We start from the raw sequence: 24,117 nt of genomic DNA, 5'->3' as shown, positions 1-24,117 counted from the left end.
TGAGCAGCTTGCCTGCTCGTACGAAACTTATGCCCGAAGGGTGAAAAGCTGAGTTGAGCAGCTTGCCTGCTCGTACCGATAAGCGAGTTTGCGAGACATCGAGACTTATGCCCGAAGGGTGAAAAGCTGAGTTGAACAGCTTGCCTGTTCATACCGATTAGTTCAGTTAAACAGCGTGCCTGCTTATACGAAACTTATGCCCCTGGGCGAAAGCGAGCTTACGAGACATCGAGACTTATACCCCTCAAAGGGGTACTGAAGTGAGTACCTGAAGAGTGAAAACACTTTCCAATATGATCATTTTTCTTCGCATGGTTTTGGCCTTGACCCTCACATTATCTCTGTTCTCCTGTGACAAAGGTGATCATGAGGAGGCAGCATCTGAAACCCAAGAAGCAGCAGAGCCAGCCGCCCCGGCAATCCCAGACTCCTCTGTGACAGGGTGTCGCGGATGCCATGAGCTGTCTCTGGACCGCAATCATGCGTTTGCGTGTTCGCGCTGTCACGCCGGTGACGATCAGGCACCAGAAAAGGACATCGCTCATGCAGGCCTGGTGCAAAAACCAGCCGCCCCGGAATATGCTCAGGAACGTTGTGGTGATTGCCACCTCCGGACCCATGAAACCCTGGAGAGCCTTCATTTCACCGCCAGAAACATGGTCAACATGGTCCGCCGCCATTTTGGCGCTGCCCGGGATCTTGGTTCCGCCTCTGAAATCCCGGTCAAGGATTCCCCGGAAAACATCCTGGAGCTTACCGATGATCTTTTGCGCAGAAACTGTCTCTCCTGCCACCTAAATTCCGGAGGTGATGCCTATCCCGGGGTGATCCGCGGCACCGGTTGCGCCTCCTGCCATCTCGAATTCCGGGACGGCGCTCTCCTTTCCCACCACTTTGTGCGAAAGCCGGCCGATACGGCATGCCTCTCCTGCCATTACGGCAACAGGGTCGGCAGCGACTACTACGGCTGGTTTGAACACGATTTCAAGCATGAATACCGAACTCCGTATCAGATAGACGGCTCCTATCCGCCTCGCCCGTATGGCGTGGAACAACACCGGCTTGCACCAGATGTGCACCAGAGGGCTGGCATGACCTGTATCGATTGCCATCCGGGGCGGCAACTCATGGGAGAATCGCCAGGAATCAGCTGCATTGATTGTCATCGGTGGCAGAAAGACGACAGGACAGCGGCGCAAAACCTGGAAACAAACGAACTTGGACTCACCTTGAAGCTGGCCCATGAACAAAGACAACTGCAGGTGCCGCCCGCTACCGACACCCGGCACAAAGACTACAACGATACGGCAGACTGTCAGGTATGCCATGCCCAGTGGAGCTACATGGACCGCAGCACCCATCTTTTGCGTCTTGACGCAGAGAATTATGAGGATTGGGCCGACCTGGTGGTCCAGTCCAGCTACGAAGCGGAACTCCTGCTCTCGAACAGTATTTATGGCGAAGAGAGTTACCCCCCTGCAATGACCGACAAGCTGACCGGCATCGAAAAACCGGGACTCTGGCTGAAAGGGTATGACACCAGAAGATGGGAAACACCATTCGTCACGACAGACAGCTCAGGAAAGTTTCAGATCGCAAGGCCGATCCTTGATCTGGTGCTTTCATGGGTTGACAGTAACGGAGAAACCGTATTTGATTCAGTCAGGGGGAATGGAAAAGAGTTCAGAACCTACACTCCACATACAACCGGACCGGCAGGCATCTTCTATCGCCAGAGATTAACCGACATGGCGACACCGAAAAAAAACGGAGCTGAACAGAAAAAATGACCGGCAGATCTTTTCCCATATTACCCCTGCTCATCGCATCTCTCTTTCTGATAAGCGGCTGCGGAGGATTAAGCAGCCGCCAGGTCACCATCTCATCCGGTAAAGCCGACACCAAGAGAAGGATCGATGCCCCCTTCAAACAGGTCCCGAAAGATGAGCGAGTTCCCCCCACTCAGAAACCCTATAAAATCGACGGCAAAACTTATTATCCCCTGCCGACCTCACACGGCTTTACCCAGACCGGGATCGCCTCCTGGTACGGCAAAGATTTCCACGGTCGCAAAACCTCCAACGGGGAAACCTACAATATGTGGGATCTGACGGCGGCCCATAAAACCCTGCCCATGAACACCCATCTCCTAGTCAAAAACCTTGAAAACGACAAGGAACTCACCATCAGGGTCAACGACCGAGGGCCATTTGCCAAAGGCCGGATTATTGACCTTTCCAAGGAAGGGGCCTCAAGGCTTGGGTTTATCGACCAGGGGACTGCCAAAGTTCAGATCACCGCTCTGGGTGAATCTTTCACCTATCAGCAGGGTCCGGTAAGCACTGAAAGGTTCCGGGAGCATCCCGATTTCAACGCCGGAGAATTCTATGTCCAGATCGGCTCCTTCACCAACGAGGAAAACGCCCGTAAACTGAAAGAGAAGGTCCTCTCCTGGGGCAAGAAAAGTGTGATCAAGAAATTTGACCGCGGAGACCAGATCTTCTATCGGGTGCAGGTCCGTGCCGGCCAGACCCTTGACGCCGCCGAACATGTGGAAAAAGTAATGAACAATGCAGGGTTCCCCGGGGCCTTCGTGGTAGCCAGGTAAACTGCTATGCCCAATACTATTGAACATCCAAGCAGACCGTCTCCCACATTTACGCAAATCCTATCACTGCTTTTTCTGTTACCCACTCTGTACGCCTCCGAACTTCATGCGCTGGAGAACAGGATCGATCCTGAGGCGATCATTAAAGCCCACAATAACTGGCGTGCTGAGGTCGGAGTATCCGGGCTTGCCTGGTCCGGATCTCTGGCCGACAAAGCCATCAAGTGGGCAAATGAATTGAAGGACAACGAGAATTGTTTAATGGTCCACAGCGGTCCCGGTGAAAACCTTTACTGGGCCAGCGCCCTGAAAACCTCTCATGCCAGGGATAAGGACGGAAACTGGATCTGGAACAGATCTACGCAGAAGATTACTGAAAAGCAGGTTGTAGACAGCTGGGCCGGTGAAAAAGAGTGGTATGACCACAAATCGAACAGCTGTGATGCCCCAGAAGGAAACAGCTGCGGCCATTATACCCAGGTGATCTGGGAGAGTTCAACGGAGGTAGGTTGCGGCAAAGCGGTCTGTCCGGACAGTTCCCAGGTCTGGGTCTGCAACTATTCTCCGGCCGGCAACATTGTCGGCAGAAGACCATACTGATTCCTTCCAACAGACGATGACGACGGGACCATTATCCGGATTCCCTCTATATGGGACCTCAATCTCAGACCCGGTAATTCCTATAGAAGACTCGCCCTGGTTTTTTTATGGATTACCGAAGAAAGATAATGAATTTCACAGAACTCCCGCACCAGGATCATCCTCGCTTTGAGATCCATCCGAAAATACATCGGACTGAGCATTAAGACTTTGACCGCTTCTCTGAGGTCCATGGTGTACCCTCCTCCAAAGATTGAGTCTTTCCCATTCTTATATTCCCATGTCTCTATTCTCTGTTATCCGACAATTATTTTCAGCGAACTATGATGCCGGATTTCTGTGATTTTTTTTAATCATTGTTGTGAAATAGTAACCGGCCGGGTTGCCTGAACAAGAATGTGCATTGAAGCTCCCCACGGCAGATAGCAAACGGAGTCGACTTCGAGCTGCGGGGAGTGCGTTCGCTGTGCATGTTCATAAAAAAACCGGCACAGGGAAGGTATTCCCGGTGCCGGTGGCATTCTGAGTTCAAGTGTCGATGAATGGCGAAATGAAATCCAGGACCTCAGATGTTCAATTTAAAGTCATCATCACCAAAGGAGAAAAGCCCTTCTTTGATCTCGTTCATCATCGCTTCAACATCCGCAACACTAATATCCCTTTTACAGGTGGGGCATATACCCTTGCCGCTCTTGAACCAGATGACCGGCATCCGGATTTCATCCCCGCAACCGGGACATTTAAAAGTCCAGTTTTCATTGTCTGCCATAAGACCTCCTTGTCAATGTTTGAACGAGCGCTGTCCGGTGAATTTCATCGCCACCTGAGGTGTTGCTTCGTTACAGGCCTGAACGGTCTCAAAATCACGCATGGAGCCTCCAGCCTGGAGTATCGCCGAAACCCCCTGTCTGATACCGACATCTGCGCCGTCCCGATAGGGGAAGAAGGCATCGGAGATCATCACGGAGCCGGGAAGTCCGGCCCGATCCACTCTGGTCTGCTCGTCAATGGCTGCCTTATCCGACTTGTCGCGTTTGCCCTGCTCGATCTCAAGCACCATATCAGCGTAAGGGATTCCGAGTTTGTCGAAACAGAGGATATCGGCATATTTTATATACGCCTTATGTACGGCAATCTCGGCGACCCCGACCCGATCCTGCTCGCCGGTCCCGATACCGACAGTGCACCCGTCTTTCACATAAATCACCGAGTTTGAAGTCACCCCATGTTCAACCGCCCAGCCGAAGAGCATATCGTCAATCTCACGCCGGGTCGGCTCACGCTCAACTTTATACTCCTGATCCTTGTAGGTGGTAACCGCCGGTTTCAAATCGGCAACCGACCTGATTGAGTTCACAGCAGACTGCTGGACGATGATCCCGCCATCGATCAGACTCTTGAAATCAACAAAACGGTATTTCTCAAAATCGGCCAGCCGGTCAATCTTATTGATCCGGATCACCCGCAGATTTTTCCGCGCCTTGAGGATTTCCAGGGTTCCCTCTTCAAATTCAGGGGCACAGACCACCTCCAGATAGTTCTGACTCATCAACTCCGCGGTTGCCTTGTCGACCGGTTTGCTCAGGATAACCGCCCCCCCGAAGGCAGCAATGCGATCGGCACGGTTGGCTTTGTCATAGGCGGCAGCAAGGGTATTGCTGTACGCGGCGCCACAGGGGTTGTTATGCTTCAGGATAACCGCTGCAGGTTTATCCACCATGTACTTGATGATATTCAGACCGTTATCGATATCGGTGAGATTGATCTTACCCGGATGCTTGCCGACCTGGAGCATGTCTTCGACAGCGATGCCGCTGACCAGACCATGGCCCGGTTCAATAAATTTGCAGTCACCAAGGGTCAGGTTGCCGTTGACCAGTTCATAAAGGGCTGCTTCCTGGTCCGGATTCTCACCGTAGCGGATACCCCGTTCATCGACAGAGCCATCATCCTGGGGAATGGCCCAGGTTCTCTTTTTATAAACAAGGGTCTGATCGCCAAAGGAAATCTTCATTTCCATGGGAAAATGGTCACCCAGAATAGTTGAATACATCTTCTTGATGTCAGCCATGTTCAAGTCCTCTTTCTTAGAATTTTCAATAAATCAGGCGGCAACCTTTTCCCCACCCTGCATTTGCTGGAAAACAGGGTCCCAGTCTTTAAGAACCGGGTCAAAATCTCTCTCTCTGATCGCCGAACACACCTCATCAATGGTCCGCAGATCGCCAATTGCGAACTGTTCACCATCCCTCCCGGGTTCGCTATATCCTCCGGGAGCGGTGCAGGAACCCGCAGAGTAACGGGTCGGTCCCAGGCCTATCATGCCGTCGCGGAGTCGGGCTTCCTCCCGGGTCGAGAGGACAAGCCCCACATCCGGATCAAAAATCCGTAATGCGAAAATCAGCTGGGCAAGTTCACGCTCCCCGACATTGACCATTGGTGCAAAACCGCCGGCCGCCGGACGCATTCTGGGAAAGGACACCGTCAAGGCCGTGCGCCAGAATCGATGGCGGAGCCAGGCGAGATGCATGCCCAGAGCCAACCCCTCCAGACGCCAATCGGCAAGGCCCAACAAAGCCCCAATGCCAACCTCCCGCATTCCGGCCCCGGCCACCCTTGCCGGGGTAGCCAGACGATACGCCATGTCGCTTTTTGGCCCGGAGAGATGTACCTTTTCATACACCTTCCGATCATAGGTCTCCTGATAAACCGCCACCGAAGTGATTCCGGCCAGGAACAGCCTGCGATACTCGTCCTCTGAAAGAGGCTGCACTTCTATTGACAGAGAAGCAAAACTCCCGCGCAACCTTTCGGCAAGATTGGCAAGGTACTCCACACCCATCCGGGCCGGGGCTTCCCCTGCAACCAGGAGCAGATGATCTATTCCTCTCCCGGCAAGGATAAGGGCTTCCTGCTCCGCCTCCTCAAGACTTAATACCCTTCGCTCAATTTTGTTCTCCGCAGAAAAGCCGCAATACAGGCAGCGGTTTCCACAGAAACTCGACAAATACAGCGGGGCATAGATCTGAATGGTCCTGCCGAATCTGGCAGCCGTAATCCCCGCAGATCTTTCTGCCATGGCTGGGAGACGCTCTCCTGCCTCCGGCGAAAGGAGGACGCCGAGATCTTCCAACGAGAGCCTTTCTTTATGCAGAACCTCGTCAACACCAGCCGGGTCGCACCCATATACGCACTCTGAAAGCTCCGCAAATTCAGGCATCGGGAATTCAGTATGCACAGCTATTTTCAATTCAGCACAGCCCATGATTTTTCGTCGTAATGACTGAAAGCGGAAAATCCGATTTTTATTTCAGAAAACCAAGACCCGATTCCGGAGAAGAGGCCTCCGCTTCACCCCGACGCCTGCCGAGGCCGGCCTCGAAGGCCTCCCGACCCGCTTCAACCGCCAGAGCAAAGGCCCGGGCCATTCTCACCGGATCAACAGCGACGGCAACAGCGGTATTTACCAGAACAGCATCAGCCCCCATCTCCATGGCCTCTGCAGCATGAGAGGGCGCCCCCAAGCCGGCATCGACAATCACCGGCACTCGGGCTTGATCAATAATAATTGCCACCTGGAATCGAGTCAGAATGCCCTGATTCGTGCCAATCGGGGAACCGAGAGGCATGACTGCTGCCGCCCCCGCATCCTGTAGCTTCAAGGCAAGAATAGGGTCCGCATTCATATAGGGCAGGACCTTGAACCCCTCTGCCACCAGAACTTCCGTTGCTTTCAGTGTTTCGACCGGATCAGGTAACAGGGTTCTGGGGTCCGGGGTAACTTCCAGTTTCAGCCACTCACCCCCGCCGGAAGCCCTGGCCATTCTGGCAAGCCTGATCGCCTCAACCGCATCCCTCGCCCCGGAAGTATTCGGGAGAAACATATATTTCTCCCTGTCCAGAACGGACATGATGTCATCGCCCGGATCATTCAGATCCACCCGTCGCAGGGCCACTGTTACCATCTGGCTGCCCGATGCGGCAATCGCCTCCGCCATCACCCGCGGGGAAGAGAATTTGCCCGTACCGATGAGCAGGCGGGATCTTATCTCCTGACCGGCTATCGTGAGCATCATCCCCCCCCGACGAACCTGATCAACTCAAGCTCATCTCCCTCAACCAGAATGTGGCTGCCATAATCCTCTCGCAAAATGATTCTTTCGTTACATTCGACCACTACCGTGTCGGGATTAAGGGCGAGCTCAAGAAGGAGCTTCTCAATACTGACCCCCTCATCAATTATTGTATCTTTTCCGTTACACTGAATCTTCATCGCTCATCTTCACTCTTATTAGGCCTTGCCAAGCAGAATCCGGAGTATCTGGTTCGCCTGGCAGTTCGCTGCGATACCGACCCGCGGCGCCATCAACCCCTGCCCGGGGCCGGCTGCTGTCTCTCCATCACCTACCAGATAAACTCCGCTCCTGATCTTCCGGGTGGTGATCAGGTCATTCTCCTCATACCCGGCAACTCCTGAAACCCCGACAAATCCTTTGCCGGACATTCTGGTCAACGCACAGCGCAGGGCCGCAGCTTTCATTTCAGCGCTATCGAAACACTCGGCCAACACATCAACATCCCGGAAAATTTCAGGAATGGATTGTTCCGTTAAAACCACATTTATTGAGGAAACGTCAAGATAAGGATTGATCTGAGCGAGATTCTCCTTCAGCGCATCGACCTTCCTCATTCCTACCTGACTTACAAGATATTGCTGCCGGTTCAGATTACTCGGCTCCACAACATCGAAATCCGCCAGCAACAATCGGCCGATCCCGATTCGAGCCAGAGAAACAGCGACCACTGAGCCCAAGCCGCCAAGACCCATGATGCCAACAAAGGAACTCTTAATCCTGGCGTGAACCCCAGGGGTGTGCCGGGCATAAAGCAGTCTTTCCATTTCATCGGCGGCAGGCCTCTCGCCCTTGCGGATCAACCAGCAACAGTCGCCATCTGCAAGTATCGTCTCCGCGCCAACGGGAAACCCGTTTACAATGAAAACATCGGCATCAGGCTTTATTTCTGCGGCCAGATCAAGGGCTCTCACTCCGGGCTGGAAGCGATATGGCTGTTCGTTTACCTGCAGCATCATCCGTATCCACTTCTGACATTGAAACCATGCTGTGATTACATCAACTCAGCACTGCAAAAAAAGACAACATACCCTGAAAGGTAGCATGATGGTAGGATTTTTTAGCTTTGCGGCCAACCGGTTTTCATGAAAAAAAAAGGCCTGCATGAATACTCATGCAGGCCCTGAATGACAACGATTACAAAAACTTTTTTAATTTGGAGAAACGTTTTCTTTCTGCTCGCTGAAGTTAACGAGTTCAAGGATCGCCATTGGCGCGGCATCACCAAGCCGGTTCCCGGTCCTGATTATCCGTGTATACCCGCCGTTACGCTCCATATATTCCTCTTTCAGGTTACTGAACAATTTGGCAACAACCTTCTTGTCCTGAATAAAAGCGAGTGCCTGACGACGTGCATGCAGGTCACCCCTCTTTGCCAGAGTGATCATTTTTTCTGCAACCCGCCTGATTTCCTTGGCCTTGGGCGTGGTAGTGACAATCCTCTCATGCTCAAGCAAAGAGGTTACCATATTCCTGACCATAGCCAGACGATGCGGAGTTGTACGGCCGAGCCTTCTTCCTGCTTTTCTATGTCTCATGTCATTACCTGTATCAATCGTCCTGCTCTTCAGCAAAACCAGCTTTATTAGGCCGTTCCCAGCCATTTAATTTCATACCCAATCCAAGTTCCATTTCGGAGAGCAGCTGCTTGATCTCATTGAGCGATTTGCGCCCGAAATTCTTGGTTTTAAGCATCTCAGCCTCAGATCTTTGCACCAGTTCACCCAGAAACCGGATATTGGCATTCCGGAGACAGTTGGCCGAACGGACCGAAAGTTCAAGGTCATCCACTGGTCTTAAGAGATGAGGATTCACATCATCATAACCGGCAACCTCATCTTCCTCAACCTCAGGCTCAACCAGACCTTCGTCAAAATTGATGAACACAGCCATCTGCTCTTTCAATATTTTGGCAGCATAGGCAAGCGCATCTTCAGGCTTGACACTGCCATCAGTATTTATTTCGAGAGTCAGCTTATCATAATCGGTCTGCTGGCCAACCCTGGCTTGACTGACCAACGACTTCACTTTTCTGATCGGAGTAAAAATCGCGTCGATGGGAATAGTGCCGATAACCTGATCTTCGGTTTTATGACGTTCAGCCGGAGAATACCCCTTGCCCCACTGGACTTCCATTTCAGCGACAAAACTTCCTTCAGTCCCTGTGATTGTGCAGATATGCTTATCCGGGTTCATAATCTCAACGGTTCCATCACCACTGATGATGTCGCCTGCCTTGACAACGCCCTTCCCTTTCTTCTCAATCCTTACAATTTTTGGCTCTGAAGCATTGAGACGCAATCTGACCTCTTTAAGATTCAGAATAATCTCAGTAACATCCTCGAGGATCCCCGACATGGTTGAAAGCTCATGAAGCGCACCCTCAATTTTTACGGAAGTGATTGCAGCGCCCTGAATAGAAGAGAGCAGCAGCCTTCTTAAAGAGTTGCCGATTGTTGTGGCAAAACCCCGCTCAAGAGGCTGGACCACAAACTTTCCATAACTGTCGGAGAGGCTTTCTTTATCAACCTCTACCCGCTCCGGCATGATCAATTCACGCCAGTTACGGTAAAATGGATCAGACTCAAGCGCTAATTCATGATTCTGTTCACTACTCATTATCAAATGCCTCGCAATTTATAATGGACAATAAATCTGACCAGACAGCTTATTGTTCAGTACTACATTAAATACTGTGCCCGTAAAGACCTGGGAAAACCTATCCCGGCAAATACGGGCAAAACCTTATTACAAAACACTACTATTTGGAATAAAGCTCGACGATCAGCTGCTCCTGAATCGGCATGGTTATCTCCTGCCGTGCCGGCTCACTCTTGACCGTTGCCTTCAACCCATCCTTGTCAACTTCAAGCCAAGTCGGAGTTCCACGACGTGCTACAGCATCAATACTGTCAGTGATCGCCTCGGTCTTCTGACTTTTCTCTCTGATCGAGATCACATCGTTAACAGAAACGAGAAACGACGGGATATTAACCTTTTTTCCATTGATCAGGATGTGGTTGTGCTTAACCAGCTGCCGGGCCTGCTGCCTTGAGTTGGCGAAACCGATACGATAGATCGTATTGTCCAGCCGTTTTTCGAGTAGCCTCAGGAGGTTCTCACCGGTAACACCTTTCTCGCGATCAGCCTTGATGAAGTATTGCCTGAACTGACCTTCCATGACCCCGTACATTCTTCTGACTTTCTGCTTTTCACGTAGCTGCACAGCATAGTCGGAAAATTTACGTGCACGAGCCTGGCCATGTTGCCCCGGCGGAAATGAACGTCTCTCAAACGCACACTTATCGGTATAGCATCTGTCCCCTTTGAGGAACAGCTTCAATCTTTCTCTTCTGCACTGCCGACAGACAGCACCTGTATATCTGGCCAATTTATAACCTCCGTCTCAAGTCAATATTACTGACCCGTAAGATACTCGCCTTAAAAAAAGGTAATCAGACTCTTCTTCTTTTGGGTGGTTTACAACCATTGTGGGGAATAGGCGTAACGTCATTAATCAGAGTCACATCGAGACCCGCAACCTGAATCGCCCTGATGGCTGAGTCCCTCCCGGGCCCTGGTCCTTTGACATTCACAACAACCTTACGCATACCCTGGTCGATTGCTTTTTTTGCTGCCTCTTCAACAGCATTCTGTGCCGCAAAAGGAGTGCTTTTTCTGGATCCTTTAAACCCCAGACACCCGGAACTGGACCAGGAGACAACATTCCCTTCCTTGTCGGCAAAAGTGACAAGCGTGTTGTTAAAAGTCGAACGAATGGACACAATCCCTTCGGGTACGTTTTTGCGGACTTTCCGCTTGGTGTTCTGCGCTTTTGGCTTCGCCATCTATTGCTCCTGAAACTTTACGTTGTCTTACACCGCAAGGGTATAAGTTTCGTTTGAGCAGACGCGCTGCTCAACTTAAGCTTTATTTCTTTTTAACCGCACCACGACGCGGACCTTTTCTGGTCCTGGCGTTGGTTTTGGTGCGCTGTCCACGACAAGGCAATCCTTTACGGTGCCGGAGACCCTGATAACAACCAAGATCCATAAGCCTTTTGATATCCATCGCAACCTCGCGACGGCAGTCACCCTCGACCGTATATTGATCCTGGATAACCTTCATGAGATCAGAGATATTCTTTTCATCAAGATTATCGCTGTTCATATCATAGGGCAATTTGACCTTGTCGAGAATATTCCGAGCAGAAGTCCTGCCTATTCCATGGATATAGGTCAGCGCTATAACCATGTGCTTATTTCTGGGTAAATCAATACCTGCTATACGTGCCAAGATAGACCTCCACAACTCAACAAAATATTATTTAACCTTGACGTTGCTTGTGTTTCTTTACTTTGCACGAAACACGAATAACCCCATTGCGTTTGAAAACCCGACAATCACTACACATTTTCTTTACTGAAGCCCTGACTTTCATTGCTGCACCCGAATCCTACTTTTTATTTTTTTGCCCTGAAGGTTACCCTGCCACGAGTCAAATCATATGGCGACAATTCTATTGTCACCCTGTCCCCAGGAAGAATTTTTATAAAATGCATTCTCATTTTTCCGGAGATATGAGCCAGAACCTTGTGGCCGTTATCAAGTTCAACGCGAAACATGGCGTTGGGTAAGGGCTCAACAATGGTCCCTTCAACCTGAATGGCCTCTTCTTTGGGCATACAATCCTTCCTGTTTTAATTTAATCCAACCAACATCAAAAAAATGAAAAGAGAGATGATAAACGATTTAGTTTATTTTTCCTTCTTTTTTTTTAAAAATTAATCAACAAATATTCAGGTGGCTCTTTCAGTAAGGATCAGCGGACCATCCTCTGTAACCACTACCGTATGCTCAAAATGGGCTGAAGGTTCACGGTCTGCAGTAACAACAGTCCACCCATCTTTCAACACCTTCACCTCATATTTACCGGCATTCACCATCGGCTCTATCGCCAGAACCATTCCCGGTAGAAGCCTGGGGGTCTGCCCTTTGCGGCTGTAGTTAGGTATCTCGGGTGGTTCGTGGAGCTGACTGCCGATTCCATGGCCAACAAACTGTCGAACCACGGAAAAGTTGTTGGCCGTTTCAACATACTGTTCAACAGCGGCCGATATATCGTTGACCCTGTTTCCGACCCGGACCTGCGAAACCGCCTTTTCAAGCGCCACCCTTGTCACACGTATCAACTCCTCTTTCAGAGGTGATACGTTACCAACCGGCACAGTAATTGCGGCATCACCGTAAAAACCCCTGAACTTGACGCCGAAATCAATACTGAGGATATCGCCCTCTTTGAGGATTACCCTTTCGGAGGGAATTCCATGAACCACCTCTTCGTTCAGTGACACACACAGACTGCCTGGAAACCCTCGATATCCTTTGAAGGCGGGTTCACCGCCCTTTTTTCTGGCAAACTCTTCTGCCCAGATATCGAGCCTGAGTGTATTTAAACCTGGCTCTATCCTACTCTCCAGCATAGCAAGCGTTTCAGCCACTATCTGATTGGCTTCACGCATGATCTGAATCTCGGAGGGAGACTTCAGAGTGATAGAGCGACTCATGGCATCTGCCTCTTATTTAGCGACGCCCTCGAATCTTGCCACTCTTAAGGAACCCTTCGTAATTTCTCATGACCGCATGCGATTCTATCTGTGCCAAAGTGTCTATAGCAACACCAACCACAATCAACAGAGCGGTTCCGCCGAAATAAAAGGGAACATTCAGGTTATTGATAAGAACGGTCGGCAATACACAAATCACACTTACATAGATGGCGCCGATAACCGTCAGGCGCACTGTGATCTTGTCAATAAATTCAGCTGATTTCTTCCCTGGTCTGATCCCCGGGATAAAACCACCATTTTTCTTCAGATTCTCTGCCACATCAACCGGGTTAAAAGTCACCGCGGTATAGAAAAAACAGAAAAAGACAATAAAGCCGATAAAAAGCAGGGTCCAGGTAAGGCTGCCCCACTGCAGATAAGCAGTCACTCTCTGCACCCAATCAATTTTTATAAACCCGCCGATCGTCGCAGGAAACATCATAATCGATGAAGCGAATATCGGAGGAATGACTCCGGACATATTGATCTTCAGAGGCAGATGAGACTGTTGACCTCCGTACATCCTGCGACCGACCACCCTCTTGGCATACTGAACGGGAATTCTTCTCTGGGCGGTCTCGAAGTAGATTATAATGCCAACGACAACAAGCATCATAGCGAGCAGAACGGGAAGAAAAATGAATGTCATGTCCCCGGCGCTGACCATTTTAAAAGTTTTAGCAATTGCAGCGGGAATTCCAGCCACAATTCCGGCAGTAATGATCAGTGATATCCCATTGCCTATACCACGCTCGCTCATCTGCTCGCCAAGCCACATGATAAAAGCGGTTCCGGAGGTCAGGGTCAGAATGGTCATCACTCTGAATCCCCAGCCCGGCATATTCACAATCATCGCCGATCCTGATGGGGCGGCCATGCTTTCAAGCCCAACACTTATAAAAAGCCCCTGAACCAAGCTCAGTACAACCGTCGCATAACGGGTGTACTGGGTAATCTTACGCCGGCCACTTTCTCCTTCTTTAGAAAGCGCTTCAAGCTGTGGAACAACAACCGTCAGAAGCTGGAATATAATCGAAGCACTGATATAGGGCATGATTCCCAGGGCGAAGATGGAAAAGTTCTCTAAAGCCCCGCCGGAAAACATGTTGAACATATCAAACAGTGTCCCGGCATTTTTCTGAAAGAAGGCGGCAAGAGCCTCACCGTTGATACCGGGTGTGGGGATCTGCACCCCGACCCGGTAAATGGCAAGCATCAGTAAAGTAAAAGTTATCCGCCGCCGCAGTTCAGGAATATTCGCCGCACTCTGGAAACCAGCCTGCATCAATTAGCCTCTATTTTCCCGCCGGCAGCCTCAATCTTCTTCCTGGCCGACTCACTCAATTTATCAACAGAAACCGTCAGTGGTTTGGTGATCTCACCATTGCCCAATATCTTTACATACTTGTATTTGCTGGCAACAAGACCGGACGAAACCAGCAACTTAAGGTCAATCGTTGCACCAGCATCAAAGCGCTCAAGGTCTTTTACATTAACAACGGCAATATCCTTGGCGAAAACATTGGTAAAACCACGTTTGGGAATTCGCCGCTGCAGAGGCATCTGTCCACCCTCAAAGCCAGGCTTGATTCCACCACCGGAACGGGCTTTAAACCCCTTATGCCCCTTGGTGGCAGTTTTACCCCTACCGGAACCAGGTCCGCGTCCGACTCTCTTCTTGGGACGTGTCGACCCGGGATTCGGCGAAAGATTACCTAAGGTAAGCATGATCAATCCTCCACTTCTACCAGGTGCTCAACTTTTCTGAGCATTCCCCGGATCTCAGGTGTATCCTTGCGAACCACCGTCTTATTCGTCTTGGTAAGACCCAGGCCGACAAGTGTCGCCCGCACCTTTCTGGTGCTTCCGATCTTACTTTTCTTTAAAGTCATTTTTATGTCTTTCATGATAATTCCTGCCTCTGATGCAACATATAAAGAAAGCTGCCTAAACCGGCAGCATACTTGTCTTTCTCAAGCGGACCCAATCCAAGATCACACCTCAGGCGACAATCTCTCCTACACTCTTCCCACGGCCGGCGGCAACCTGCTCTGCTGTTCTCAGATTGCGGAGCCCGGCGACGGTAGCCTTGACAAGATTGTGCGGATTATGAGATCCAAGACATTTGGTCAGAATATTCTGAACTCCGGCAGCCTCAAGGACGGCCCGCACCGCACCGCCGGCAATAACCCCGGTACCCTCGGAGGCAGGCTTGAGCATTACTTTTCCTGCACCAAACTTGCCGTTTATCTCATGCGGAATTGAGGTCTCAGTAATGGCAACTTTTTTCATGTCTTTCCGGGCTCTTTCAATGCCTTTCCGGATCGCTTCAGGAACCTGATTGGCTTTGCCAAGACCCTGTCCTACACGCCCATTGCCGTCACCAACAACACAAATTGCGCTGAAACTGAATCGCCGACCACCCTTCACAACTTTGGCAGTACGATTAATAAAGACCACCTTCTCAATCAACTGGTCTTCGACGCTATCTTTTTTAAAGTTAGACAAGGTTCACCCCCAATCTGTACTTGAATTTACCGGATTACTTCTGCGGATCAGAAGACCAGGCCGCCCTCGCGTGCTCCATCGGACAGTGATTTCACACGTCCGTGATATATATAACCGCCCCGATCGAAAACAATTTTCTCGACCCCGATCTGCTTGGCTTTTTCCGCTAGCATCATGCCAACCTTGCGGGCAACCTCGATTTTATTCTCAACGCTTTCTGATTTTACAGTACCGTCAAGGGTTGACATGGCGGCCAGAGTCCGACCGGTCACGTCATCAATAAGCTGTGCATAGATATGCCTTGAGCTTTTGAATACACGCAGCCTCGGACGTTCTGCGGTCCCACCTATCTTTTTTCTAACCCTTTTGATCCGACTCTGTCGGGCAACTGTTTTAGAATTTGTTTTTGCCATTGTTCTTGCCTTGCCGCGTTTTGTCTTGAATTAATTGTCGGTATCAGATACCGCCAAGCCATTAACCTTACGAATACCCTGCAGTAAGATTACTTTCCTGCAGACTTACCGACCTTCCTCACGATTCGCTCGTCTTCATAACGAATCCCTTTGCCCTTGTAGGGCTCAGGTTTTCTGACACTGCGTATTCTTGCTGCGGTAAGCCCGAGAAGCTCCTTGTCGATAGATTCCAGAGTAATATCCGACTTTTCAACCGATGCCTGAACACCATCCGGAAGACCAAACTCCACCGGGTTTGAATACCCGACGTTCAAGGTCAGGACCTTGCCGGCCACCGAAGCACGATACCCGACACCTTCGATGATCAGCTTCTTCTTGAACCCCTGATCCACCCCGACAACCATGTTGTGAATCAAAGTGCGGGTCAATCCCGAAAAAGCGTTGGTCCGCTTACTGTTGTCTCTACATTTAACAAGAAGTTGCGCACCATCCTCAACAACTTCTATCTCAGGCCTGATGTCCCTTTCCAGAGCACCTTTCGGCCCCGTCACCTTAACGTGTGTTCCCTTCAGATCGATCTTGGTTCCTTTGGGAATAGGAATAGGCTGCTTACCAATCCTGGACATGAATAATCTCCACTAAATCTTGGTCTTAAAAATCTTCTACCAGACTTCACAGAGGAGTTCGCCACCCACCCTGTTCTTTCTGGCCTGGTGATCGGTCATCAATCCATTGGAAGTGGATATAATCCCTATACCCAGACCGCTCATAACTTTGGGAATCTCATCAGCCTTCACATACACCCGACACCCGGGTTTGCTGATCCGGCGCAATCCGCTGATGACCTTCTGGTTGCCCTGGCCATATTTAAGATCAATATGCAGAACTCCCTGTTTGTCATCTTTCTGGACATGATAGTCACTGATATACCCTTCATCCTTCAAAACCTTTGCCACACTGGTCTTCAGGTTGGAAAGAGGCATTTCAACGCTTTCAAACTTTACCATGCATGCATTTCTTACCCTGGTGAGCATATCTGCCAGGGGATCACTCATAGACATAAAGCTTCGCTCCTCAAATTTTTCTTCGCTGAAACACCTACGTTTCTACCAGCTGGACTTGGTAACACCGGTTACCTGCCCATGTGAAGCCAGTGACCGGAAGCAGATCCGGCATACACCGAATTTTCTGATAAATGCTCGTGACCTGCCACAGAGCGGACACCTATTATAAGCCCTGACTTTAAACTTGGGCGCACGCTGACTTTTAGCGATTAAAGATTTCTTAGCCAACCTCTTCCCTCCTTGTTATTTTCTGAAAGGCACGCCTAATGCCTTTAACAGGAATCGCCCTTCATCATCGCTTGGTGCAGTGGTGCCAATGACGATATTCAACCCCTTAATTTTGTCAATCTTGTCGTAATCAATCTCCGGGAAGATGATGTGTTCCTTGATGCCCATGGCATAGTTGCCGTTCCCGTCAAAAGATTTGGCGGAAATCCCGCGGAAGTCCCTGACCCTGGGAAGAGCAACGTTGATCAGCTTGCTCAGAAAATCCCACATTTTGTCACCGCGCAAGGTCACCCGGCAGCCGATCGGCATGCCTTCGCGCAGCTTGAATGTCGCGATGGATTTCTTGGCCTTGGTCACTACCGCTTTCTGCCCGGCAATCATGGTCAGCTCGTTAACGGCACCCTCCATGATTTTCGGATTCTGAACAGCTTCACCAAGCCCCATATTCAGAACAATCTGGGTAAGCTTCGGTACCTGCATGATGCTTTTATACCCGAATTTTTCCATGAGCTGCGGTACGCAGTTCTCAATATAATGATTTTTTAAAGCAGCCATTTCTTATCTCCAAAAACCTTATTTCACCCTTCGGGCATAAGTTTCGTACGAGCAGCCATGCTGCTCAACTTAGCTTTAGGCTTTAGCTTCAACTGATTCTCCGCATTTCTTGCAAACCCGGACCTTCATCCCGTCATCCAGAACCTTGGCTCCCACCCTTGCCGGCTTGGAACATTTGGGACAAACCAGCATCACATTCGATACGTGGATCGCAGCTTCTTTCTCAATTATACCGCCCTGCTGATTGGCCTGGCTTGGCTTGGTATGTCTCTTGATCATGTTGACTTTCTCAACAATGACTCTTCCCTTATCATGGAATGAACCAATCACCTTCCCGACCAGTCCCTTGTCCTTGCCTGCAATGACTTCAACCTGATCGTTTACCTTAATTTTTTTCATGGTGCTGTCTGCCTGTTATATCTGCCACTGTTCTATGAATAGCGGCAGTATTTTACTAAAATATTATTAAAGGACTTCGGGGGCCAGAGAGATAATCTTCATATATCCTTTTGCACGAAGCTCCCGAGCCACCGGACCAAAAATACGGGTACCGACCGGTTCACCAGTATTGCCGATGAGGACAGCTGAATTTTCATCAAATCGGACAGAGGTGCCTTCCATTCGACGAAGTTCTTTAACAGTCCTGACCACCACAGCCTTCATAACATCCCCCTTCTTAACCTTGGCGTTGGGAATGGCTTCTTTGACCGCGACAACAATGACATCACCAATTCCTGCATAACGCCTCTTGGAACCACCGAGAACCTTTATGCACAAAACCTTTTTGGCGCCGCTATTGTCTGCAACGTTTAAAACTGTCTCTGTCTGTATCATTTTTTTCCACCAGCATGGATGCTAAGCTTTGCGACCGCAACGAAACTGCCGCCAGCCCGATAATCATGTTAATCTGCTGCAGAACTACTCACACTGCACGTTCTACAATCTTTCTGACCCGCCATCTCTTGTTTTTGCTCAGGGGCCGACATTCCTCAATCATGATTCTGTCACCAATATTGCAGCTGTTCTCGGGGTCATCAGCCATATATTTGTCATGCTGACGGATAGACTTACCGTACAGTTTGTGACGGACCATACGTTCTGTTTGGACAACAACACTTTTGTCCATTTTGGTGCTGACCACAACACCCACCAGAGTTCTCTTGTTCTTTTTTATTTCTACTTCTGCCATTTCAGCATTCCTGTAAGATCTGATTTTATATCCTGGGATACGATCTGTTCAATCACGGACTCAGCTTGCGGCCTGTTCCCGGCGTTTTTCATTAGCAATGGTCTTGACCCTGGCTATCTGTTTACTGAGAACACCCAGTTTCGCCGGATTTTCCAGAGAACGAATTCCATGCTGAAATTTCAGGTTAAAGAGTTCCTGGGCAAGGTCTTTCTCTTTAATCACGAGATCCTCAATACTCAGTTCACGCAAATCTTTAGTCTTCATATTGATGTCTCTCTTGTAATAATCTTTGTTGCAAACGGCAATTTGTTCCCGGCAAGGGTCAACGCTCTGATGGCCAGTTCCTCATCAACACCGGCAAGTTCATAGAGAATCTTGCCCGGTTTAATGGGAGCCACCCAGTATTCCGGATTCCCTTTACCTTTACCCATTCTTGTCTCAGCAGGCTTTTTGGTAATAGGTTTGGCAGGAAACACTCTGATCCAGAGTTTACCGCCCCTTTTAATCTTCCTGTTGATCGCAATACGGGCAGCCTCAATGTGCTGAGCACTCATTCTTCCGCATTCAACTGCTTTCAGGGCATAATCACCGAACTCCAAGGAAGAGCCACGGAGCGCTACACCTGTGAGCCGGCCCTTCATCTGTTTTCTGAACTTAACTTTTTTGGGACTTAACATATTTCATAACCTCATCAGCTCGGGAGGATTGTCAATCAAATCTACTCTTACTCTATCTCGGTATCGGTGAGTATTTCGCCTTTGAAGATCCAGACTTTCACACCAATTTTGCCGTAGGTGGTATTCGCTTCCGCGAAACCATAATCAATGTCGGCACGGAGTGTGTGCAACGGAACCCTGCCTTCACGAAACCATTCAGTCCGCGACATTTCTGCACCCCCCAGCCGACCGGAGCAGGAGATCTTAATCCCTTTGGCTCCGAACTTCAAGGCGATACTTACTGACTTTTTCATAGCCCTTCTGAAAGCCACCCGACGTTCAAGCTGCATGGCAACATTTTCCGCCACCAGTTGAGCCTCTGACTCAGGACGTCTTACTTCCTGAATGTCAACATGGCATTCGCGTTTGGAAAACCTGTCGAGATCATTTTTCAGGGCCTCGATTTCAGCACCCTTTTTCCCGATAACGATTCCTGGACGTGCTGTATGGATCTTGACCCTGACCTTCTCACCTGTCCTGGCAATCTCAATCTTGGAAACGCCAGCATGGTAAAGACGTTTCTTCAGGTATTTCCTGATTTTCTGATCCTCCAGGAAATACGCTGCATATTCACGATCAGCGTACCAGATGGAATCCCAGGTCCTTACAATGTTAAGTCTAAAACCTATAGGATTAACTTTCTGACCCAAAACAACCCTCCATGAAAAAATAAATTTTTCTCTTTATTTCTCTTTCGGCACTGGAGAAAAACATCCGTTCAACGAAAGAACTCTCTCCAGCAATCTTACTTATTGCTCATCCAGAACCACGGTAATGTGGCTGGTTCTCTTTAGAATCCTGTTCGCCCTACCTTGCGCCCGGGGTCGAATCCGTTTCATCATCGGGCCGCCATCAATAAAGATTGTTTTTACGTACAGCGTATCAACATCAATGGCTTCATTCTGACCAGCATTGGCAAGAGCTGACTCAATAATCTTACGGATAATCCTCGCCCCTTTCTTGGGCATAAAGCGCAGAGTGTTAATTGCCGACCCCACATCTTTACCCCTTACCAGATCAGCGACCAGTCTGGCCTTCTGGGGAGAGATCCGTATTTGTTTGGCAAACGCCTTGGCTTCCATTCTAAATTCTCCTTAACAACCAATCTTTTATATCAGTTCCGTTGCCGGGAATACCCAGCGGGAAGGATGCTATTTCTTACCTTTCTTCCCGGCAGCGTGACCATAATAGGTCCTGGTGGGAGAATATTCTCCCAGTTTCTGTCCTACCATGTTCTCTGATACGAAAACCGGGATGAATTTCTTACCATTATGAACTGCTAGAGTCAGCCCAACCATATCAGGAATAATGTCAGAGCGCCGGGACCAGGTTTTGATGACTTTTCGCGAACCAGTCTCTTTGGCCTTGACAACCTTTTCCATCAGATGACCATCTACAAACGGTCCTTTTTTTACAGAACGAGCCACTTTTCAACCCCCTGTCTACGATCTTTTGGTGACAATATCTTTGTCAGACTGCTTACGTTTTCTGGTTTTATATCCCTTGGTCGGTATACCCCATGGGGTACACGGATGACGACCACCGGAGCTTTTTCCTTCACCACCACCCATTGGATGATCGTGCGGGTTCATGGCCACGCCACGCACTTTGGGCCGTCTGCCAAGCCAGCGATTTCGCCCGGCCTTGCCGAGTTTCTGCCGCTCATGCTCGATATTGCCGATCTGCCCGATACTGGCCCGGCATTTCCGGTGAAATCTTCGAACCTCACCGGACGGCAGTTTAACGAGTACATACTCGCCTTCTTTGGCCATGAGCTGCGCCGATGTCCCGGCGCTGCGAACAAGCTGAGCCCCTTTATCAATCCGCATCTCAAGATTATGGATTGTAGATCCGAGCGGCATATTTCCCATTGGCATACAGTTGCCCGGTTTGATATCAACAGAATCACCGGAAACCACACTGTCACCAACTTTCATACCGAGGGGACATATAATATAACGTTTCTCACCATCTGCATAGTTCAGCAAGGCAATGTTTGCAGAACGGTTCGGGTCATACTCGATCGTCGCTACCTTTGACGGGATATTGTCTTTGTCCCGTTTAAAATCGATGATTCTGTATTTCCGCTTGTGTCCACCGCCGATATGCCTTGCAGTTACCCGGCCATTGTTATTACGGCCACCACTCTTACTCAAAGCCCTGACCAGTTTTTTCTCCGGACGGTCTTTGGACAAGTCCGGATTGACAATGGTTACCAGTGTCCTTTTGCCCGGTGATGTCGGTTTGTAGGTCTTAGTTGGCATTTCAAACCCCGATTAAATAATTTTCCACTGAAATTTTGTTAAAAACCCGAAGAACAAAAGGTCTTTAAATTTTACAGATCTTCCAGAAAGTTGATCTTGTGCCCCTCAGCCAATGTCACGATGGCTTTCTTCCAGTCGTTCCTCCGTCCGGAATGGCGCCCAACCCTTTTGCTCTTTCCGTGCATATTCGCTGTCCGTACCTTGTCGACCTTCACTTTGAACATCTGCTCAACGGCTTCCTTGATTTCTATCTTGTTGGCCTGGGTATCGACTTTTACAACAACCTGGTTGTGGACTTCCTGAAGGGTCATCCCCTTTTCAGTCAGACACGGCTTCTTGACCACATTACAGATGTTTTTCATGACAGCACCCTCTCTTCAAGCTTCCCAAGGCAGTCCTGAACGAGGACGATCTTTTTGTGAAGTAGAATATCGTAAACATTGAGTCCCGCGGTCGGCATCACCTTGTATCCCGGAACATTACGGGATGACTTCTCAAGATTGGCATTGGATTCGCCAATCACGATCAATGCGTTGTCAAGCTCCAGCCGGTTCATAACCTCTACAAAGTTTCTGGTCTTGATCTCCTCAAGACGGAACTCATCAAGAACCACCAGATTTTCCTCGGCAAGTCGTGAACTCAGCGCCATACAGAGCCCAAGCTTACGAACCTTCTTGGGGACCTTATAGCTGTAGTCCTTGGTCCGAGGACCGAACACCGTACCACCCCCACGCCAGAGCGGAGAAGTCCTTGAGCCGGCACGCGCACGTCCGGTTCCTTTCTGCCTCCAGGGCTTGGCACCGCCACCCCTGACTTCAGCCTTGGTTTTGGTATGAGCATTGCCGCTACGGCGATTGGCCAACTGCATTCTGACGATGTCATGAATGATGTGCTGTTTCACCTCAACACCAAAAATGGCATCGTTCAGCTCAACCTCACCGGCCTTCTCATTTTTTATATTCTTAACTTCTGTAACTGCCATTTTATGAAACCCCCAACAGGTCTTTTGTGTTGGAACCACACCGGACAGCAAGTGCTGCGATGTATGGATGATCTTGAGTCGCTTTTATTTACAGTAAATCTGCAGTAACCCCTGCTTGGCGCCCGGGACATTGCCTTTGACCAGCAGCACATTATCCTCCGGACGGATATCAATGATCATGACGTTTTTCTTGGTCACCAGATCATTACCCATCCGACCCGGAAGCTTCTTGCCCTTAACAACCCGGCTGGGCCAGGCACTGCAACCGATAGAGCCCGGAGCCCTGTGACACATGGAGCCGTGGGTATCAGGACCGCCGCTGAAACCATGTCTCTTCATTACACCCTGGAACCCGCGCCCTTTCGAGACTCCACTGACATCCACCAGGTCACCGGCCTTGAAAAGTTCTTCGACCCTGATTTCCTGACCGAGTTCATATTGCTCAGGGTTTTCAACCCTGAACTCATTGATATGGTAAAAGCCGCCTTTCCCGGCTGCTTTAACGTGACCGGCCATGGGCTTGTTAAGCCGGGAATCCTTCAAGCCGACAAAGCCGACCTGGATAGCGGAATAACCGTCATTATCAACCGTTTTTCTCTGGAGGACGACACAGGGACCAGCCTCAATAGCAGTCACCGGGATGGCCGCTCCGGCATCAGAGTAAACCCTGGTCATTCCAACTTTCCTGCCAAGTATTCCGATAGTTTTAGGCATTTTCTCAACCTGAATATTTTATTTTTACAGCTTTATCTCTACATCGACTCCCGCTGAAAGCTGGAGTTTCATCAGGGCGTCAATCGTCTGCTGCGTTGGCTCAAGGATATCAAGAAGGCGACGATGGGTACGCATCTCGAAATGCTCTCTCGATTTCTTATCCACATGAGGTGACCGAAGCACACAATACTTGTTGATGCTTGTCGGTAACGGGATAGGCCCGGCAATACTTGCACCTGTACGCTTAGCGGTCTCAACGATTTCAATCGTTGATTTGTCCAGGAGCTTGTGATCGTAACCTTTAAGCCTGATTCTAATTTTCTGAGTCGGCAGCATATCTATTCACCCTACTCGACAATCTTGTTAATAACACCGGCGCCTACAGTACGGCCACCTTCTCGGATCGCAAAGCGCAGTCCGTCTTCCATCGCAATCGGGGTAATCAGCTGCCCTTCGATCGTCACGTTGTCTCCAGGCATTACCATCTCTACTCCCGCCTGAAGGTTTACAATCCCGGTCACGTCGGTCGTCCGG

41 protein-coding genes are annotated in these 24,117 nt (G+C 49.7%); 3 read left to right on the top strand and 38 right to left on the bottom strand.

Going from position 1 to position 24,117, the window contains the following annotated elements; all coding sequences use genetic code 11:
* Positions 1–554: 554 nt before the first annotated feature.
* The 3 genes from KKG35_09280 to KKG35_09270 are packed head-to-tail and all read left to right on the top strand — an operon-like array spanning position 555 to position 3,208.
* Entirely contained in the window at positions 555–1,790 is a 1,236-nt protein-coding gene (locus KKG35_09280) for a hypothetical protein (protein MBU1738318.1), read from the top strand.
* Positions 1,787–2,608: a septal ring lytic transglycosylase RlpA family protein gene (locus tag KKG35_09275; protein ID MBU1738317.1), complete on the top strand. Its 822-nt coding sequence runs from the start codon at positions 1,787–1,789 to the stop codon at positions 2,606–2,608. The genes KKG35_09280 and KKG35_09275 overlap by 4 nt, the downstream gene beginning before the upstream one ends.
* A 6-nt stretch (positions 2,609–2,614) precedes the next feature.
* Positions 2,615–3,208 (top strand): SCP-like extracellular, encoded by a 594-nt coding sequence (locus tag KKG35_09270; GenBank protein ID MBU1738316.1) that lies wholly within the window; start codon positions 2,615–2,617, stop codon positions 3,206–3,208.
* 80 nt (positions 3,209–3,288) lie between these two features.
* Here the strand turns inward: KKG35_09270 and KKG35_09265 are convergent, their stop codons facing one another.
* The 38 genes from KKG35_09265 to tuf all read right to left on the bottom strand — a co-directional run.
* Positions 3,289–3,441, bottom strand: a complete 153-nt coding sequence (locus KKG35_09265; GenBank protein ID MBU1738315.1) for a hypothetical protein — start codon at positions 3,439–3,441, stop codon at positions 3,289–3,291.
* Positions 3,442–3,773: 332 nt separating this feature from the next.
* Positions 3,774–3,977 carry a hypothetical protein gene (locus KKG35_09260; GenBank protein ID MBU1738314.1) on the bottom strand — a complete coding sequence of 68 codons (204 nt, stop codon included), beginning with the start codon at positions 3,975–3,977 and terminating at the stop codon, positions 3,774–3,776.
* A 12-nt stretch (positions 3,978–3,989) separates the two neighbouring features.
* Positions 3,990–5,279 (bottom strand): IMP cyclohydrolase, encoded by a 1,290-nt coding sequence (locus KKG35_09255; GenBank protein MBU1738313.1) that lies wholly within the window; start codon positions 5,277–5,279, stop codon positions 3,990–3,992.
* A gap of 33 nt (positions 5,280–5,312) precedes the next feature.
* Positions 5,313–6,428, bottom strand: a complete 1,116-nt coding sequence (gene thiH / locus KKG35_09250) for a 2-iminoacetate synthase ThiH (GenBank protein ID MBU1738312.1) — start codon at positions 6,426–6,428, stop codon at positions 5,313–5,315.
* An 85-nt stretch (positions 6,429–6,513) separates the two neighbouring features.
* Positions 6,514–7,281 carry a thiazole synthase gene (locus KKG35_09245; GenBank protein MBU1738311.1) on the bottom strand — a complete coding sequence of 256 codons (768 nt, stop codon included), beginning with the start codon at positions 7,279–7,281 and terminating at the stop codon, positions 6,514–6,516.
* Positions 7,281–7,481 carry a sulfur carrier protein ThiS gene (gene thiS, locus KKG35_09240; GenBank protein MBU1738310.1) on the bottom strand — a complete coding sequence of 67 codons (201 nt, stop codon included), beginning with the start codon at positions 7,479–7,481 and terminating at the stop codon, positions 7,281–7,283. The genes KKG35_09245 and thiS overlap by 1 nt, the downstream gene beginning before the upstream one ends.
* Positions 7,482–7,499: 18 nt before the next feature.
* On the bottom strand, positions 7,500–8,300 hold the full coding sequence (gene thiF / locus KKG35_09235; GenBank protein ID MBU1738309.1) for a sulfur carrier protein ThiS adenylyltransferase ThiF: 801 nt from the start codon (positions 8,298–8,300) through the stop codon (positions 7,500–7,502).
* 192 nt (positions 8,301–8,492) lie between these two features.
* The gene (gene rplQ, locus KKG35_09230; GenBank protein ID MBU1738308.1) at positions 8,493–8,879 is read right to left on the bottom strand and encodes a 50S ribosomal protein L17; all 387 of its coding nucleotides are present in this window, start codon (positions 8,877–8,879) and stop codon (positions 8,493–8,495) included.
* Positions 8,880–8,892: 13 nt separating this feature from the next.
* Positions 8,893–9,960 carry a DNA-directed RNA polymerase subunit alpha gene (locus KKG35_09225; GenBank protein MBU1738307.1) on the bottom strand — a complete coding sequence of 356 codons (1,068 nt, stop codon included), beginning with the start codon at positions 9,958–9,960 and terminating at the stop codon, positions 8,893–8,895.
* 142 nt (positions 9,961–10,102) lie between these two features.
* On the bottom strand, positions 10,103–10,732 hold the full coding sequence (rpsD, locus tag KKG35_09220; protein ID MBU1738306.1) for a 30S ribosomal protein S4: 630 nt from the start codon (positions 10,730–10,732) through the stop codon (positions 10,103–10,105).
* A gap of 64 nt (positions 10,733–10,796) precedes the next feature.
* Positions 10,797–11,189 carry a 30S ribosomal protein S11 gene (gene rpsK / locus KKG35_09215; GenBank protein MBU1738305.1) on the bottom strand — a complete coding sequence of 131 codons (393 nt, stop codon included), beginning with the start codon at positions 11,187–11,189 and terminating at the stop codon, positions 10,797–10,799.
* Positions 11,190–11,271: 82 nt separating this feature from the next.
* Complete coding sequence (gene rpsM / locus KKG35_09210) at positions 11,272–11,637, bottom strand: 30S ribosomal protein S13 (protein ID MBU1738304.1); 366 nt, start codon at positions 11,635–11,637, stop codon at positions 11,272–11,274.
* Positions 11,638–11,668: 31 nt separating this feature from the next.
* A complete protein-coding gene (rpmJ, locus tag KKG35_09205; protein ID MBU1738303.1) occupies positions 11,669–11,782 on the bottom strand; it encodes a 50S ribosomal protein L36 in 114 nt (37 codons plus the stop codon).
* Positions 11,783–11,804: 22 nt separating this feature from the next.
* Positions 11,805–12,026 carry a translation initiation factor IF-1 gene (gene infA / locus KKG35_09200; protein ID MBU1738302.1) on the bottom strand — a complete coding sequence of 74 codons (222 nt, stop codon included), beginning with the start codon at positions 12,024–12,026 and terminating at the stop codon, positions 11,805–11,807.
* A gap of 114 nt (positions 12,027–12,140) precedes the next feature.
* Positions 12,141–12,908: a type I methionyl aminopeptidase gene (gene map, locus KKG35_09195; GenBank protein MBU1738301.1), complete on the bottom strand. Its 768-nt coding sequence runs from the start codon at positions 12,906–12,908 to the stop codon at positions 12,141–12,143.
* Between the two features lie 16 nt (positions 12,909–12,924).
* Complete coding sequence (gene secY, locus KKG35_09190) at positions 12,925–14,235, bottom strand: preprotein translocase subunit SecY (GenBank protein ID MBU1738300.1); 1,311 nt, start codon at positions 14,233–14,235, stop codon at positions 12,925–12,927.
* Entirely contained in the window at positions 14,235–14,678 is a 444-nt protein-coding gene (rplO, locus tag KKG35_09185; protein ID MBU1738299.1) for a 50S ribosomal protein L15, read from the bottom strand. Before rplO ends, secY begins: the two co-directional genes overlap by 1 nt.
* A 2-nt stretch (positions 14,679–14,680) precedes the next feature.
* Positions 14,681–14,860 (bottom strand): 50S ribosomal protein L30, encoded by a 180-nt coding sequence (gene rpmD, locus KKG35_09180; protein ID MBU1738298.1) that lies wholly within the window; start codon positions 14,858–14,860, stop codon positions 14,681–14,683.
* A gap of 91 nt (positions 14,861–14,951) precedes the next feature.
* Positions 14,952–15,458, bottom strand: coding sequence for a 30S ribosomal protein S5 (gene rpsE / locus KKG35_09175; GenBank protein MBU1738297.1), 507 nt, complete (start codon positions 15,456–15,458; stop codon positions 14,952–14,954).
* A gap of 47 nt (positions 15,459–15,505) precedes the next feature.
* Positions 15,506–15,871: a 50S ribosomal protein L18 gene (gene rplR, locus KKG35_09170; protein MBU1738296.1), complete on the bottom strand. Its 366-nt coding sequence runs from the start codon at positions 15,869–15,871 to the stop codon at positions 15,506–15,508.
* An 89-nt stretch (positions 15,872–15,960) separates the two neighbouring features.
* The gene (gene rplF / locus KKG35_09165) at positions 15,961–16,497 is read right to left on the bottom strand and encodes a 50S ribosomal protein L6 (protein MBU1738295.1); all 537 of its coding nucleotides are present in this window, start codon (positions 16,495–16,497) and stop codon (positions 15,961–15,963) included.
* A gap of 36 nt (positions 16,498–16,533) precedes the next feature.
* Complete coding sequence (gene rpsH, locus KKG35_09160) at positions 16,534–16,932, bottom strand: 30S ribosomal protein S8 (protein MBU1738294.1); 399 nt, start codon at positions 16,930–16,932, stop codon at positions 16,534–16,536.
* A 45-nt stretch (positions 16,933–16,977) separates the two neighbouring features.
* Positions 16,978–17,163 (bottom strand): type Z 30S ribosomal protein S14, encoded by a 186-nt coding sequence (locus tag KKG35_09155; protein ID MBU1738293.1) that lies wholly within the window; start codon positions 17,161–17,163, stop codon positions 16,978–16,980.
* 15 nt (positions 17,164–17,178) lie between these two features.
* Positions 17,179–17,718, bottom strand: coding sequence for a 50S ribosomal protein L5 (gene rplE / locus KKG35_09150; protein MBU1738292.1), 540 nt, complete (start codon positions 17,716–17,718; stop codon positions 17,179–17,181).
* Between the two features lie 75 nt (positions 17,719–17,793).
* A complete protein-coding gene (gene rplX, locus KKG35_09145) occupies positions 17,794–18,117 on the bottom strand; it encodes a 50S ribosomal protein L24 (GenBank protein ID MBU1738291.1) in 324 nt (107 codons plus the stop codon).
* Positions 18,118–18,183: 66 nt separating this feature from the next.
* Positions 18,184–18,552 carry a 50S ribosomal protein L14 gene (rplN, locus tag KKG35_09140; GenBank protein ID MBU1738290.1) on the bottom strand — a complete coding sequence of 123 codons (369 nt, stop codon included), beginning with the start codon at positions 18,550–18,552 and terminating at the stop codon, positions 18,184–18,186.
* Positions 18,553–18,640: 88 nt separating this feature from the next.
* Positions 18,641–18,907: a 30S ribosomal protein S17 gene (gene rpsQ / locus KKG35_09135; protein MBU1738289.1), complete on the bottom strand. Its 267-nt coding sequence runs from the start codon at positions 18,905–18,907 to the stop codon at positions 18,641–18,643.
* Between the two features lie 60 nt (positions 18,908–18,967).
* The gene (gene rpmC / locus KKG35_09130) at positions 18,968–19,171 is read right to left on the bottom strand and encodes a 50S ribosomal protein L29 (protein MBU1738288.1); all 204 of its coding nucleotides are present in this window, start codon (positions 19,169–19,171) and stop codon (positions 18,968–18,970) included.
* Entirely contained in the window at positions 19,168–19,584 is a 417-nt protein-coding gene (rplP, locus tag KKG35_09125) for a 50S ribosomal protein L16 (GenBank protein MBU1738287.1), read from the bottom strand. Before rplP ends, rpmC begins: the two co-directional genes overlap by 4 nt.
* A 47-nt stretch (positions 19,585–19,631) precedes the next feature.
* Positions 19,632–20,273 carry a 30S ribosomal protein S3 gene (gene rpsC, locus KKG35_09120; protein ID MBU1738286.1) on the bottom strand — a complete coding sequence of 214 codons (642 nt, stop codon included), beginning with the start codon at positions 20,271–20,273 and terminating at the stop codon, positions 19,632–19,634.
* Positions 20,274–20,372: 99 nt separating this feature from the next.
* Positions 20,373–20,705 carry a 50S ribosomal protein L22 gene (rplV, locus tag KKG35_09115; protein ID MBU1738285.1) on the bottom strand — a complete coding sequence of 111 codons (333 nt, stop codon included), beginning with the start codon at positions 20,703–20,705 and terminating at the stop codon, positions 20,373–20,375.
* Between the two features lie 69 nt (positions 20,706–20,774).
* Entirely contained in the window at positions 20,775–21,050 is a 276-nt protein-coding gene (rpsS, locus tag KKG35_09110; GenBank protein MBU1738284.1) for a 30S ribosomal protein S19, read from the bottom strand.
* 15 nt (positions 21,051–21,065) lie between these two features.
* A complete protein-coding gene (rplB, locus tag KKG35_09105; protein MBU1738283.1) occupies positions 21,066–21,887 on the bottom strand; it encodes a 50S ribosomal protein L2 in 822 nt (273 codons plus the stop codon).
* A 71-nt stretch (positions 21,888–21,958) separates the two neighbouring features.
* Complete coding sequence (locus KKG35_09100; protein ID MBU1738282.1) at positions 21,959–22,249, bottom strand: 50S ribosomal protein L23; 291 nt, start codon at positions 22,247–22,249, stop codon at positions 21,959–21,961.
* Entirely contained in the window at positions 22,246–22,869 is a 624-nt protein-coding gene (gene rplD / locus KKG35_09095; GenBank protein ID MBU1738281.1) for a 50S ribosomal protein L4, read from the bottom strand. The genes KKG35_09100 and rplD overlap by 4 nt, the downstream gene beginning before the upstream one ends.
* An 84-nt stretch (positions 22,870–22,953) precedes the next feature.
* The gene (gene rplC, locus KKG35_09090; GenBank protein ID MBU1738280.1) at positions 22,954–23,583 is read right to left on the bottom strand and encodes a 50S ribosomal protein L3; all 630 of its coding nucleotides are present in this window, start codon (positions 23,581–23,583) and stop codon (positions 22,954–22,956) included.
* 24 nt (positions 23,584–23,607) lie between these two features.
* On the bottom strand, positions 23,608–23,916 hold the full coding sequence (rpsJ, locus tag KKG35_09085) for a 30S ribosomal protein S10 (GenBank protein ID MBU1738279.1): 309 nt from the start codon (positions 23,914–23,916) through the stop codon (positions 23,608–23,610).
* 14 nt (positions 23,917–23,930) lie between these two features.
* The coding region (gene tuf / locus KKG35_09080) for an elongation factor Tu (GenBank protein ID MBU1738278.1) at positions 23,931–24,117 on the bottom strand (187 nt) is incomplete at its 5' end.

It is taken from the genome of Pseudomonadota bacterium (genome assembly GCA_018823285.1).
In the GTDB taxonomy this organism is placed as follows: Bacteria; Desulfobacterota; Desulfobulbia; order Desulfobulbales; family JAGXFP01; genus JAHJIQ01.
This window is presented reverse-complemented; position numbering and strand designations above follow the sequence as displayed.